The sequence below is a fragment of the Methylocystis sp. SC2 genome, from assembly GCF_000304315.1.
GTDB lineage: Bacteria > Pseudomonadota > Alphaproteobacteria > Rhizobiales > Beijerinckiaceae > Methylocystis.
Map to the genome: position 1 here is coordinate 3,285,582 of NC_018485.1, position 12,839 is coordinate 3,298,420.

General features: G+C 60.5%; 11 protein-coding genes and 1 pseudogene. 5 read left to right on the forward strand and 7 right to left on the reverse strand.

From position 1 onward, the window contains the following. Window positions 1-19 precede the first annotated feature (19 nt). Together BN69_RS15860 and BN69_RS15865 are read right to left on the reverse strand one after the other, a co-directional pair. Window positions 20-388 (reverse strand): annotated as a pseudogene (locus BN69_RS15860) (HEPN domain-containing protein); the annotation flags it as partial. 33 nt (window positions 389-421) lie between these two features. Next, a complete protein-coding gene (locus BN69_RS15865) occupies window positions 422-745 on the reverse strand; it encodes a nucleotidyltransferase domain-containing protein (RefSeq protein WP_014892661.1) in 324 nt (107 codons plus the stop codon). Between the two features lie 509 nt (window positions 746-1,254). On the opposite strand from BN69_RS15865, the gene BN69_RS19335 reads away from it, so the two are divergent. Then, the gene (locus tag BN69_RS19335) at window positions 1,255-2,031 is read left to right on the forward strand and encodes a hypothetical protein (RefSeq protein ID WP_148277149.1); all 777 of its coding nucleotides are present in this window, start codon (window positions 1,255-1,257) and stop codon (window positions 2,029-2,031) included. 326 nt (window positions 2,032-2,357) lie between these two features. Here BN69_RS19335 and BN69_RS15875 read toward each other — a convergent pair whose 3' ends face one another. Next, entirely contained in the window at window positions 2,358-2,660 is a 303-nt protein-coding gene (locus BN69_RS15875) for a GNAT family N-acetyltransferase (RefSeq protein ID WP_014892663.1), read from the reverse strand. Window positions 2,661-2,895: 235 nt separating this feature from the next. Between BN69_RS15875 and proS the strand changes: the two genes are divergently transcribed. Genes proS through BN69_RS15890 form a run of 3 tightly spaced genes read left to right on the forward strand, consistent with a single transcriptional unit; the run spans window position 2,896 to window position 6,229 of the window. Beyond that, window positions 2,896-4,236, forward strand: coding sequence for a proline--tRNA ligase (proS, locus tag BN69_RS15880; protein WP_014892664.1), 1,341 nt, complete (start codon window positions 2,896-2,898; stop codon window positions 4,234-4,236). After that, on the forward strand, window positions 4,233-5,540 hold the full coding sequence (locus tag BN69_RS15885) for a lipoprotein-releasing ABC transporter permease subunit (RefSeq protein WP_014892665.1): 1,308 nt from the start codon (window positions 4,233-4,235) through the stop codon (window positions 5,538-5,540). The genes proS and BN69_RS15885 overlap by 4 nt, the downstream gene beginning before the upstream one ends. A gap of 5 nt (window positions 5,541-5,545) precedes the next feature. Next, window positions 5,546-6,229, forward strand: coding sequence for an ABC transporter ATP-binding protein (locus BN69_RS15890; protein ID WP_014892666.1), 684 nt, complete (start codon window positions 5,546-5,548; stop codon window positions 6,227-6,229). A gap of 7 nt (window positions 6,230-6,236) precedes the next feature. Here the strand turns inward: BN69_RS15890 and BN69_RS15895 are convergent, their stop codons facing one another. Next, window positions 6,237-6,812, reverse strand: coding sequence for a hypothetical protein (locus BN69_RS15895; RefSeq protein WP_014892667.1), 576 nt, complete (start codon window positions 6,810-6,812; stop codon window positions 6,237-6,239). A gap of 425 nt (window positions 6,813-7,237) precedes the next feature. Between BN69_RS15895 and BN69_RS15900 the strand changes: the two genes are divergently transcribed. Beyond that, window positions 7,238-7,930 (forward strand): enoyl-CoA hydratase-related protein, encoded by a 693-nt coding sequence (locus BN69_RS15900; protein ID WP_014892668.1) that lies wholly within the window; start codon window positions 7,238-7,240, stop codon window positions 7,928-7,930. A gap of 18 nt (window positions 7,931-7,948) precedes the next feature. On the opposite strand, the gene BN69_RS15905 is transcribed toward BN69_RS15900, so the two are convergent. The 3 genes from BN69_RS15905 to BN69_RS15915 all read right to left on the reverse strand — a co-directional run bounded on the left by BN69_RS15905 (window position 7,949) and on the right by BN69_RS15915 (window position 12,785). Continuing rightward, complete coding sequence (locus BN69_RS15905) at window positions 7,949-10,243, reverse strand: putative bifunctional diguanylate cyclase/phosphodiesterase (protein ID WP_014892669.1); 2,295 nt, start codon at window positions 10,241-10,243, stop codon at window positions 7,949-7,951. Between the two features lie 3 nt (window positions 10,244-10,246). Beyond that, window positions 10,247-11,179, reverse strand: coding sequence for a crotonase/enoyl-CoA hydratase family protein (locus tag BN69_RS15910; RefSeq protein ID WP_014892670.1), 933 nt, complete (start codon window positions 11,177-11,179; stop codon window positions 10,247-10,249). A gap of 253 nt (window positions 11,180-11,432) precedes the next feature. Then, a complete protein-coding gene (locus BN69_RS15915) occupies window positions 11,433-12,785 on the reverse strand; it encodes a multicopper oxidase family protein (protein ID WP_371212388.1) in 1,353 nt (450 codons plus the stop codon). Between the last annotated feature and the right edge of the window lie 54 nt (window positions 12,786-12,839).

Sequence of the window (12,839 nt, forward strand, 5' to 3'; positions counted from 1 at the left end):
CCAGAATTCTTGCGCGCGGTCAGGGCGCGGCCGTCCCGCTCGTTGGAAGCAGACCGGCAACGTTGTCTACGAAGCGACGCGCAGTTTGGATTGCGTCTCTGGCGCTTTCGGCAGACACATGCGAACCCGGGCCGGTTTCGTAATCGGCAATCGTCTTCAAGTCGTAGGCGCGGGGAAGGAACGATCGTAACGCAATGTCGAAGCGTGGATCATCTTTCACGAGCCGCCCAAACTCGCCTTGCACCGTCGAGTGCTTCTTGAACGCGCGTCCCGTGGTCTCGAAGATAAGGGCTTGCGCGGCATGAAACCCAGCCAGGTAAGCCGTGCGTCCGGCGTCCTCATTCAAGTCGACACGCAGCGTGGCGTCGGCGCGCTCGAGAAGCTCCCGCGATTTTTTTAAGGAAGGGGGCGGCTTCCGGCGTCAAAGGTCGACGCCATCGGCGCGGATTTCGTGCATCAAAGGCGTTCGCTCGTCATAGGAACCGGCACGGTAAGGCATGGCATGAATGAACCCGCCTTCGCTGTAAAGAATGTCCGTCGCGACATCGGCGAGCCGGTTCATTTCCGCAAGCCGGTCGGGCATCTCGTGCAAGAACACCGCGACGTCATAATCGGAATCCGGCTGGGCGTCGCCGCGTGCGCGTGAACCGAAAAGCACGACGCGCTCAAGCCGGTCGCCGTAGATTTCAGCCACGGCGGCGCGAAAGCCTTTAAGAACAGGATCGTCCGGCGCTTTCCTAGCCATTTGAATTATATAGCACTATCTGAGGGCGAATTGCTACGTTCTCAACGCAAGCGCGTCACAGGCGCCTTTCGAGTCGCGCTCCTGCGCCATGCGCGCAAACGCGCGACATTGGACGCGGAACGGCGCCCTCCATGTCGGCGTGGCGACCGGCAATGGCGTCGCCGTCGCGCGCTAACCTAACCGCCCGCCGCCGCGAAAGAGCAGTGGCTGGAGCTTGCCGCGGAGGCGGAAGCGTAGCCGCTTCCATGCATCGCATCGCTGAATTCCGCTGCCTTTCGTCCGGGAGTGGGCGGGCGCAAGGGCTGAACCGCCAGAACTGGCTCAAGCGATTTTCAACTTGGTCAATTGTCACAATTTTGCGAAGAAATGCGTGGATATTCATCCTTGGGCTTGTCAAATGACAAAAAATGGGCGAAATTTTTGTTCGATTTCTCTATCAGTTAGCCTTTGCCATACAATAGCACTTCCAACAATTGTTCTATGAATGTAAATATTTGGAGCACAAAATCATGGCAAGCCCGCCAAATGAAAATCCATCAAATCAAATAACTACCTCAATATCTGTCCTTATGGTATTGGGTATCATTGCGATATTAATATCGCTAAATTGGCATAATATTGCATCTACCTATTATAGCAATAATTTGCTGGCATCTTTTATAGAGAATCCAATATCATTATTAATTCTAGCATGTATATTAGCCGTCTTAAGCGCTGATTTGCACAACGCAAGTGGGTGGACATCTAGGTTTGCTCCAATTGCAGAGGCAATTGTCGTTGCTATATTTGTAGGATTTATTATTGAAATACCACATTTTCAGAACATTTTTTTGGACGGGGTTAAAAACACGGTGCGCGATGTGGTTCTGCCCGCGGCTTCAGGCTTGACTGGCGCGTGGAGATATTCTGCTATATTCGATAAAGAAGAGCATCTCGGCGTAGCTTTTATGGAACAGTCGGGCGATAATATCTATATTCATGGAACACTTGCCCAAACTCGTCGCGATGGAGACCGTGGATCGAATCGGAAACCGCGCGAATGGAGGTCAGAAACGGTTAGCATTAGACGTGACGGGCCAGTTTGGCGAATATTATTTAAATACAGAATTGATGGGATCGACGATGTATACGGATACTGTAACGTTGTATACACTCAAGGATCTTCTCCACCAAAAATGACGGGTGCTGACGATCAAATATATCCGGCCGCCGACGGTAAATCGGTTGAATTTGTAGTTATGCATGGCAACATAACGTTTACTAAAATTGTAGATGGCAATCAATAATCGTTAGATATTGAGTTGGCATTTCGAATGTCTTACTCTCTATTGCCTTACTCTTCTATTGCCTTACTCTTTTCAAGACGCTCAGCAAAATTACCTGTTGAAATAGTTTAAGAATTGTCGCCCTGAATTGGCGTCTGAGTTGCAAGTCGTTGCGACAAGCCGAGCGTTCGAAACGATTTTCGTCGGTGGTGCAACTCTTCGGTATTATTGAGCGTGGCGAATCGGCGCACGGAAGCGTCGCACAGAGAAAGCATGATGCGCTGCTGTATGTCTCGATTTCTCCGGGCCGCACTCTCCCGAAAGCGGGAGGGCGCGAAATCACAACGTCAATCTGCGCCTTCGGGATGGCGGCGCAGATAGTCCGCCACAAAAGAGCAGTCGCCCCGAACCTTCAACCCGCGCGCCCGCGCAAATTCCAGCGCGTTGCGGATCAGCTCCGACGCGACGCCCTGGCCCTGTAGCGCCGGCGGCGTCTGCGTCGAGGTGAAGACCATCACGTCATTGTCGATGCGGTAATAGGCGAGCGCCGTCTCGCCATCGATGTCGAGTTCGAAGCGGCTGAACTCGGGATTGTCGCGGACGCTTCCCCAGTTCTGTCTGGCCGCCGGCGCTCCTTTAGCCTTGCCCATCGCCTCGCCCACAGCCTTGCCCAATAGCCCTGCCCACAGCCTTGCCCACAGCCTTGCCCATGCCGGCCTTCTCAAGCGTTCATGCTCCGAAATGGGCGCGCGCGGCCAAAAAGGAAGGGCGCCTGCCGCTTGCGTTTTCGGCCGCGCCGGGGTTCAACAGCCTCGCCCGCGCCGTTGGCTCGGGCGGCGGACAGGCTATGCTCGCCGCGCCCCGATTCGCCCAACCGGATTCCACATGCGCCTGTCCCGCTATTTCCTGCCCATTTTGCGCGAGACCCCGAAAGAGGCCGAGATCGTCTCGCACCGGCTGATGCTGCGGGCGGGCATGATCCGACAGGAATCGGCCGGCATTTACGCCTGGCTGCCGCTCGGATTGCGCGTGCTCAACAAGATCAACGCCATCATCCGCGAGGAGCAGACCCGCGCCGGCGCCATCGAATGTCTGATGCCGACCATCCAGCCCGCCGATCTGTGGCGCGAGTCGGGGCGCTATGACGCCTATGGCAAGGAAATGCTGCGCATCGCCGACCGCCACGACCGCGAGATGCTCTACGGCCCCACCAATGAAGAGATGATCACGGAAATCTTTCGCGCCTATGTGCGCTCCTATAAGGATTTGCCGCTCAATCTCTTTCATATTCAGTGGAAGTTTCGCGACGAGGTGCGGCCGCGTTTCGGCGTGATGCGCTCGCGCGAATTCTTGATGAAGGACGCCTATTCCTTCGATCTCACAGCCGAGGCCGGCCAGCATTCCTACAACAAGATGTTCGTCGCCTATCTGCGCACCTTCGCGCGCCTGGGCCTGACCGCCATTCCAATGGCGGCGGAGTCGGGCCCGATCGGCGGCAACAGCCATGAGTTCATCATCCTCGCGTCGACCGGCGAAAGCGAAGTCTTTTGCCACAAGGATTTTCTGTCCTTCGCGCCGCCGCCCGTCTCGGTCGATTTCGACGATGCGGCGGGTCTGCAGGGAATCGTCGACAAATGGACCAGCCGCTATGCGGCGACGAGCGAGATGCACGATGAGGCCGCCTTCGCCGCCGTTGCCGAGGACGCCCGGGTCGCGGCGCGCGGCATCGAGGTCGGCCATATTTTCTACTTCGGAACCAAATATTCCGAGCCGATGAAGGCCGTCGTCAACGGACCGGACGGCAAGGAGGTCGTCGTGCAAATGGGTTCCTACGGCATCGGGCCGTCGCGCCTCGCCGCCGCCATTATCGAGGCGGGCCATGACGACAACGGCGTGATCTGGCCGGAATCCGTCGCGCCGTTCCATGTCGGGGTCGCCGATCTGAAGGTCGGAGACCCGGCGACGGGCAAGGTCTGCGCCGATCTCGTGGCGCAGCTCGAGAACGCTGGACTGGACGTGCTGCATGACGACCGCGACGAACGCCCCGGCGCGAAATTCGCCACGCTCGATCTCATCGGTCTGCCCTGGCAGGTTCTGGTCGGACCCAAGGGCCTGGCCGAGGGCAGGGTGGAGGTGAAGCAGCGCCGCACCGGAGAGCGGGAGCTTCTCACGCCGCAGGACGCCGTCACCCGCATCGTCGCCGCAATGCGACAGGCTCAGGCATGACCGAAGCGGCGCAACCGGCAAAAAGCGCCGGCGCGGCACAACCGGCAAGAGGCGCCGGGGCCTTTTCGGCCTTTGAGCGGATGGTGGCGCTGCGCTATCTGCGCGCCCGTCGCGCCGACGGCTTCGTCTCGGTCATCGCCGGCTTTTCGTTCCTCGGCATCATGCTGGGCGTCGCGACCCTCATCGTCGTCACGTCGGTGATGAACGGATTCCATCGCGAGCTGATGGACAAGATCATCGGCATCAACGGCCACGCATTCTTGCAGGCGGTGGAGACTCCGTTCACGGATTGGGACCGGGTGTCCGCGAAGACGGCGAAGCTGCCCGGCGTCCAGCTCGCCATTCCCATGGTCGAGGGCGCGGCCGGCATATCGACGCAGTTCGGCCAATCGGGCGTGCTTGTGCGCGGCGTGCGCGAGAAGGACCTGACGCGGCTCCCCGGCGTCGCGGGCAACGTCAAGAGCGGCGCGCTCGCGGGATTCGACAAGGCCGGCGGCGTCGCCATCGGCCAGCGGTTGGCGGAGACGCTCGGCGTCGGCGTCGGCGATCCGGTCAGCCTGCTCATCGCCAAGGGGGTGCAGACGCCTTTCGGGGTCGCCCCGCGCATCAAAGCCTACAAAGTCGTTGCGATCTTCTCGATCGGCATGTCCGAATTCGATAGCGTCTTCGTCTATATGCCGCTCACAGAGGCGCAGCTCTTCTTCAACAGGGAGAATGAGGCGACGGTCGTCGAAGCTTTCGTCGCTGATCCCGAGAAGATGGACGATTTTCGCATCAGCGTCGAAAAATCCATCGACCGGCCGCTGATCGTCACCGACTGGCGCCAGCGCAACAAGACGTTCTTCGACACGCTGCAGGTCGAAAAGAACATTCTTTTCATCATTCTCGCTTTGATCGTCGTGGTCGCGGCCTTCAACATCATCTCCGGGTTGACGATGCTCGTGAAGGACAAGACTCAGGACATCGCCATATTGCGCACGATGGGCGCGACGCGGGGCGCGGTCCTGCGCGTGTTCCTGATCATCGGGGCTTCGATCGGCGTCGTCGGCACGCTGGCCGGATTTGCGCTAGGTCTGGCGCTGGCGAAAAATCTCGACACGATCCGCGTCGGGGTCAATAAGCTGTTCGACGCCAATCTCTTCCCCGCGGAGTTCTATTTTCTCTCGCGGCTGCCGGCGATCGTCGACCCGCGCGAGGTGACGGCGATTGTGGCGCTGACGCTCACGCTCGCCGTTCTCGCCTCGATCTATCCAGCCTGGAAAGCCGCATCGCTCGATCCGATCGAAGCGCTGCGGCACGAGTAGTCGCGATGAGCGAGGCCGTTCTCGAACTCCGCAGCATTGCCCGCCACTACCGCGAGGGCGCGGCGCGGCTCGACATTCTGATGGACGTCAATCTGTCAATCTATCCGGGCGAGACGGTCGCGCTGCTGGCGCCGTCCGGCGCCGGCAAGTCGACGCTCCTCCATATCGCCGGACTCCTGGAGCGCCAGGACGGCGGCGAAGTGCTGATCGCAAATGCGCCGACGTCGCGCATGTCCGACGTCGAGCGTACGCGGCTGCGGCGCGCCACTGTCGGCTTCATCTATCAGTTCCATCATCTGCTGCCGGAGTTCTCGGCGCTCGAGAATGTGGCGCTGCCGCAGATGATCAATGGCTTGAGCGGCAACGAAGCGCGCCTGCGGGCGCAACAGCTGCTCGACTATTTGCGGCTCGGACCGCGCGCATCGCACCGGCCGTCGGAGCTTTCCGGCGGCGAACAGCAGCGCGTCGCCATCGCCCGCGCCGTCGCGAACGCGCCGCATCTTCTGCTTGCCGACGAGCCGACCGGCAATCTCGATCCGCGCACCGCGGAGCATGTTTTCGGGACGTTGTTGGCGCTCGCCCGCAGCACCGGACTGGCGGCGCTCATCGCGACTCACAATCTGGAGCTCGCCAAACAAATGGACCGCCGCGTAACTTTACGCGACGGTCGAGTGGAGCTGTTAAGCTGAAGTAGCCTTAAGCCTTCGTCGTGGGCTTCTTGCCCATGAACTGGTTCTTGTACCAGAGGCCGAAGCCGACCACCGCCAGGGCCCCGAAGAACACGGCGATCGTAATCTCCCTGGTCTGGGTCAAGCCGACGGAGAAGGGGAAGCGCGCGACATATTCTTTCGCGCCATCGTCGCTTCTCGCCTTCACCAGTCCGATGAACTTGCCTTCCTGCGGAAAGACGTGTTCGAAGGTGAGCGTGCCGGACTTATACTTTTTCGGGGGAGAGTAATACTCCGTATTCGCCTCGAGATTTTCATTGTCGTCCTTCTGGCCGACGTCGCGGACGACGCGCATCTCGAGATTCATGTCACGCAGCTCGTCCTGCTGCGCATCCAGGGTGATGATGGTGGGCCCGGCGTCCGGAATATCGTCGCAAAACTGCTCACGCGACTTTTGCGGCTGATACCCCGTGAACGTCATCGTGTCCGGGCCGAGTTTCATCAGGCATTGGCCCTGGTTGACGCCGACGTCGCCATGGGCGTGCGCTTGCGTGATCCAGCCGGCCGCCGCGAACAGCATGGCGGCGAAAAATCGCATGATCATCTGGTTTTCTCCCTTCTGAACTGGCCGCTCTGCGATGAGCAGTCTCTTATTGGCGCGCAGTCCGGTTTCGACGCGCCAGTTTTCGCACACCCTTTGAGCGAATGCGAGCTTCGAGCGAATGCGAGCTGCGACGAGCGAGATTCCGGAGCCTCCAGCAGCGCTCTAGTTAATATAAATCAGCTGCGCCCACTTGTCCCGCGACCAAGGGCCACACGCGCTCGAAAAAGTCTGTGCAGCCCATTTATTGTACAATCCCGTCGCCTGACGATGATTTTTTCGTAAGGTTCGCGTGTCAGAGAAGTTGCTTAAGCGTCATGCACTTGGCGTAACTTCGGCGCAATTTCAAGGCAATCATCAGCGCCAGGGTTGGCGAAGTTAAATTTTCATTTAACTTAATCAAGCCTTCACAAACTATGGCGGGAAACATGTTGAACTTTCCTTATCTGCGTGACCAAGCTGAACTTTCTGTGACCGGCGGCTGTCTTTCGACCATATGGTTGAAAGAGCACCAGGCTCTAGTATTGCGCAAGACTCGTCCGGGTTTTGACGCGCCCACGATCCGTACAATTACAGCCATATTGTCGGCGATCGACCGAGGCGAGCTGAACGAACTGCGCTACATCGTCTACGATTTCGCCCATGGCGCGCGAGAGGCGCCAAGGCCGGCGCAGGGTTTTGGAGAGATGGCCGCCGAAAATTCCGAGCTGATCGTCGATACGCCGGTGATCACGCTCGCCTGGGCGCGTGGCCTCATGACCGGCTCCGATTTCGACTTCGCGATGCATTGCTCCGGCATCGTCGCCGAAAGGGACGCGCAATTCTCGTTCTCGGGAGATCCCTCCGATCTCCTGGGGCTTTACGCCGCAGTCGGTCGGACGTTGGGCTTCGTGAAGGCCGAGCGTCTGATGGACAGCAATGCGGTGCTCTCTGCGGAAGACGCGCACGAACTGCTGATCGTCAGAAACGTCGTCGAACCGCAGCCCGGCGCCGCTGCGATAGAGCGCTATCTGGCCCAATTCGGCCGGCGCTATAACGCGTCGCACGCGATATTTCGCGCGCAACGTATGGTGCAGCCGGGGGTCGATCGGCGCAGCCTGGTGGCGCTTGAGCGCAACTGAGGCCGGCTGGCGAAATCCTTACGCCGCGCTGACGAGGCGCGGCGCGTCCCGCCAATAATCGAGGAGCGGTCTCAGCTCCTCGATCGGCCGCGGTCGCGTGTAGAGGTAACCCTGAATGAGAAAAATATTCTTGCTCGCCATGAAAGCGAGTTGAGCGTCGGTTTCGACGCCTTCGGCGACGAGATCGATGGATAGATCCTGTGCGAGCGCGGAGATCGCCGAGATGATCGCCTGCGTTTTGGGCGACTCGATCGCCTGCCGCGCGAAGGCGCGGTCGATCTTGACCTTTTTGACCGGGAAACGATTGAGATAGCCGAGGCTGCTGTAGCCGGTCCCGAAATCGTCGAGCGAGAGACGGACGCCGAGCGCTTCGATCTCGCGCAACTTGTTGTCGACGTCATCTGACACCATGAGCGTCGTTTCGGTGATTTCGAGCTCCAAACGATCGGGCTCCAATCCAGAGTCGCGGAGCGTCGCCGCGACCATTTCGGCGAGATCCTTCTGTTGGAATTGCCTCGGCGCGATATTGACGGCGACACGGACGTTTGAGGGCCATGATTTCGCGTCATTGCACGCCTGCCGCAGCGCCCAGGCGCCGAGCTCGATGATCATGCCGGTTTCTTCGGCGATAGGGATGAATTCGCCTGGCGAGATCATTCCTCGGGTCGGGTGGCGCCATCGCAGCAGCGCCTCCAAGGAAACGATGGTCGCGGTGCGGGAATCGACGACCGGCTGGTAGTAGACGATCAATTCATTCGCCAGGAACGCATGACGCAATTCGGTGTCGATCGCGCGCTTCCGGGTCAGCGCGTCCTGCATCTCCTGAGAATACCAGATCGCCTTGCCGCGCCCTTTCGTTTTCGACCGGTATAGCGCGAGATCGCTGCATTTGAGCAGGCCGCCGGAGGTCTCCGAGTCTTTGGGCGCGGCGGCCATGCCGATGCTCGCGCCAATGTTGATGACGTGGTTGTCGACGACGAAGGTGCGATGCATCTCGGCGAGTATATTGGCGGCGAGTTGATCCACGTCGGGAAGGCGTTCGCCGGCGCGCAGCAGCACGCAGAACTCGTCGCCGCCGAGCCTCGCCACCACATGCGGACGCGGCACGCAGGCGGCGAGACGCGCCCCCACCGCAGACAGCAGCTGATCGCCGATGGAATGGCCCAGCGTGTCATTGACCTCTTTGAACCGATCGAGATCAATGTTGAGCAGCGCGGCGTGAAACCCGCGTTGCCTGAGCTGAACCATTTCCTCCTCAAGCGTCTCCTGGAACTGATAGCGGTTCGGGAGATTGGTCAGATCATCAAAATGCGCGATGCGCTCGATCTCGCGAAGCGCGCGCTTTTGTATCGTCACGTCCTCGATGACGGTGATGAAGGATCCCGCTTCGGCGCGTTCGCAGTGAAATTCAAAAAACCGCTCGCCGAGCTTGTGCGTGAAGATGTTCGCACGCGGCATGGTGACGTGCCGCCTCCATCGCTCAAAAAAGATTTTGCATTCCTGCGACGACATGCCGACGCTCTTGCCGATCGCATGCGCCAGCGCTTCGAGCCGGATCGGCGTCGTCGCCGCGACGATGCCGAAGAAATCGATGACGCGCCGATTGACGACCGTGACCGAGAGGTCGGCGTCGCCCATGCACAGGCCGTGCGTCATCGAGTTCAGCGCGAGGCTGAATTTCTGCCGTTGGCGGGTGGCGTCCAAGCCGTTGCGCAGCGCCGACTCCAAATTGCCGTGCAGAAATTTGGTCGTTGAGTGAATGGAGACGATCAGCAGCACGACAATCAGCGCCAGGCCGAGGTAGCGCCGTTCTTCATGCATCATCGCGGCGATCGCAAGGGGAAGCGCGAGGCCGAGCGATTGCGCAAGAACGATCCAGGGACGGCCGGCGTTGCGACCCGCAAGTCCGCTCAGGCCGCTCATCATGATGACGATGCTGTAAATGCCGAGAACGTCGTTGTAATGGTTGTAGAACAAGACGGCGACGGAAGCGCCGACCGCCGTCATGAAGCCGACCGCGCCGATCGCGTAGAGCCTCTCCCATTCCCGTGAATCGCGTCGTCGAAGCGAGACGGGCGCGCGTGCATGCGCCAGGAAGACATAAAGACGAAAGGCGCCGAGAACGGCGATCAGCGCCACGAAGTAGAGATAGACTTGCTCGCCGAGAAGAAACCAGGCGAGCGCAGGCGCGATGAGGCCGCCGAGAAGGCCCGCAAAAAACGAACCGGCGGTGCCGAACAGGGTTTCAACGAGATCGCTGTGGATCTGAACGTCGGAACTTTCGCTGGCGGCTGGTTTCCTGCGGACGAGCATCAGCTAATCCTTTTTGGGAGGCGGCGGCTTTTTCGAAGCCTCGCCCTTGCCGCCGGGAAGCTCGTCGCCGGGAAGACGCAACTGCGCCGAAACAAGGCGCTCCATATAGCGCAGGTCATGCCGCGAAATGGCCATGGAGCAATCCGTCCAAAGCTCGACCACCCGAAGCAATTCCTCCTTTCGTACGGGGAAACATTGCTTGCGAAACTTGACGAGGGCCTGACGGCGCCGCCAGTTTGCGCCGTCGGGGTCGAGCATCCACTCATGGGCGGTTTCGAGCGCCCGGCCTTCCGGCGCGACGACGTCGATGATGTCGAGATCGAACAGTTCGCGCGCGGAATAAACGCGACCGGCCGAGAGAATTTGCTGGGTGCGCGCGGGTCCGACGCGCCGCGTCAGAAAGGTCACAGCGCCCATCCCCGGGAAAGTGTTGAAGGCGATCTCGGGCACGCCGAGACGCGCGCTCTCCTCGGCGATGACAAAGTCGGTGGCCAGCGCCCCTTCGAAGCCGCCGCCCATGCACTGTCCCCGAACGACGGACAGCGTCAAGACAGGAAGATCGAAGGCTGACGCCAGCGTGTACATCACCTCGATGCACGCATAGGCGTAGGTGAGGAGCGAATCTCGATCATTGTTCCTGATGCAGGAAACGAATGTCGCAAGATCGCCGCCCAGGCTGAACACATTCGGCTTCTTGGAGGCCATCACGATGTAGCGGATCGGCCATTTCGCGCCCTCCGTCTGCGCCAGACGTTTGATCGCGTCACGAAAGTCGATTGCGTCTTGCAACATCCGCAAAGTGTAGCAATGCGGCGAGTCGGCGCGATAGTTCATCCACACCGATTGTGTCTGTGCGTCATATTCAATGTCGAGATGTTCGAAGCGCCAGTGAGGGAAATCTTGGGGAGGATGCCGTAGGTGCGCGGCGCTACTCATATCCAATACTTCGGGGCCAAGGCCTCCCCCCTCGATCAGGCAAGAAAACAAGCCGTCCGTATCCCGCCGCAGGGCGCGGCGGCGCGGGCGGGCTAGGCCGCCCAAAGCTTCAAGTGAGTTCGATCCAGCATTTGGCAATGCCTTCAACTCGCGGTCGAAGCTTTTTCCGTCACAGAAGTTCAGACAGAGAACTGAACAGACGGAAAAAACGTGATTCTATTTCTGGGCTCTATTAACCTTTTTGACGCTTCCTCTAGGCGACTTCGAACCAAGTCGCCAGTCCGCCCGCTTCGTGCTCCAGAATATCATCATGCACGGCCCATTTTCCAGGCGATTCCGCGAGGAAGGCGGCGTGCTTGGTTTTTCCGGGGGGAACGATCACGCCGTTGCGCCAATAAGGCTCCCATCCGTCGTCGAGGTCATGCAGAAGACGCATGCACTGCCCGTGAACATGCATCGCGAGCGCCGCTCCCGACTTGTTGACAAAACCCAGCGTCACCGGGGTTCCGCTGGCCACTTTGAAGAGCGGCGGGCCCTGGTAGCCTTTGGTCACAGCGCCATTGATCGTCCAGGCGGGGCCGGTTGCGGCCTTGCGCGGTTCGATCACAAGATCGACCTTCTTGGCGCTTGCAAGCCTGATCTCGGCAGGAAGCGCCGCATTCTGCGGCAGCGACGCTATCGGCGGTCGCTTCGACGCCTTTGCGCCCTTGGCGTCCGCGACGAAAAGGTCGCGATCCTCGCCGTTCGGTCCGCGCAAGATCAAATTGGCCTTGGCGCCCTCCGTCTCCGGCATGTCGAACATCAGCTCGAAGCGGGCCCCCGGCGCGACGGGAATGCTCCGCTTGATCGGTTCGAAGGCGTCGCACGGCTGGCCGTCGATGGCGATCACGAAAGGCTGCGCGCCGGCGAGGGACAGCACCATGATGCGCGCGTTGCTGAGATTGGCCAGGCGCAGCCGCACCCTGGCGCCGGGCGCCAGGCTCTGCAGGGCCGGCGCAGCCTTGCCGTTGACGCAGAGCAGCGGGCCGATCCGGCCGACGCCGCGCGCGGCCGCCGGATCGTCGAAGCCGCCAACGACCTGGCCCGCGTCATCGAGACGCCAGTCGTCGAGCACGAGAAGCAGGTCGGCGTCCGTGGGCGGCGGCGCCGGCTCGTCGACGACGAGCAGGCCCTTGAGGCCGCGCCCCATAAGTTCCGGCGTCGCGCCATAGACGCTCGGCCGGTAGCAGAACAGGCCGGGATCGGCGAGCCTGCGGCGGTAATCAAAGGACCCGCCCGGCGCGACCGCCGCCTGCGTCAGCGGCGCGACGCCCTCCATCGCATTGTCGCCGCGCAAGCCGTGCCAGTGAATGGTTGCGGGCTGGTCGAGCCTGTTCAGGAAACGGACGGCGAGTTCGTCGCCCTGCTGGTGGCGCAGGAGGGGTCCCGGCGCGCTTCCGTCGAAACCGAGAATGCTGGTTTCGCCGTCGCCGGACAGGCGCGCCTTCCCCGGCCGCGCCTCGATCAGGCGCAGGGCGCGCGGCGGCGACTGCGCCACGGCCGGAAACGCCGCCAGGCTGGCGACGACGCCGGAAAGAACGACTCGGCGGGAGAGAGATTGTGACATCGCCATCTAGCTATGGCGCAGCCCGGCCCGTTGGGCAATGATCGAGCGCTTCAA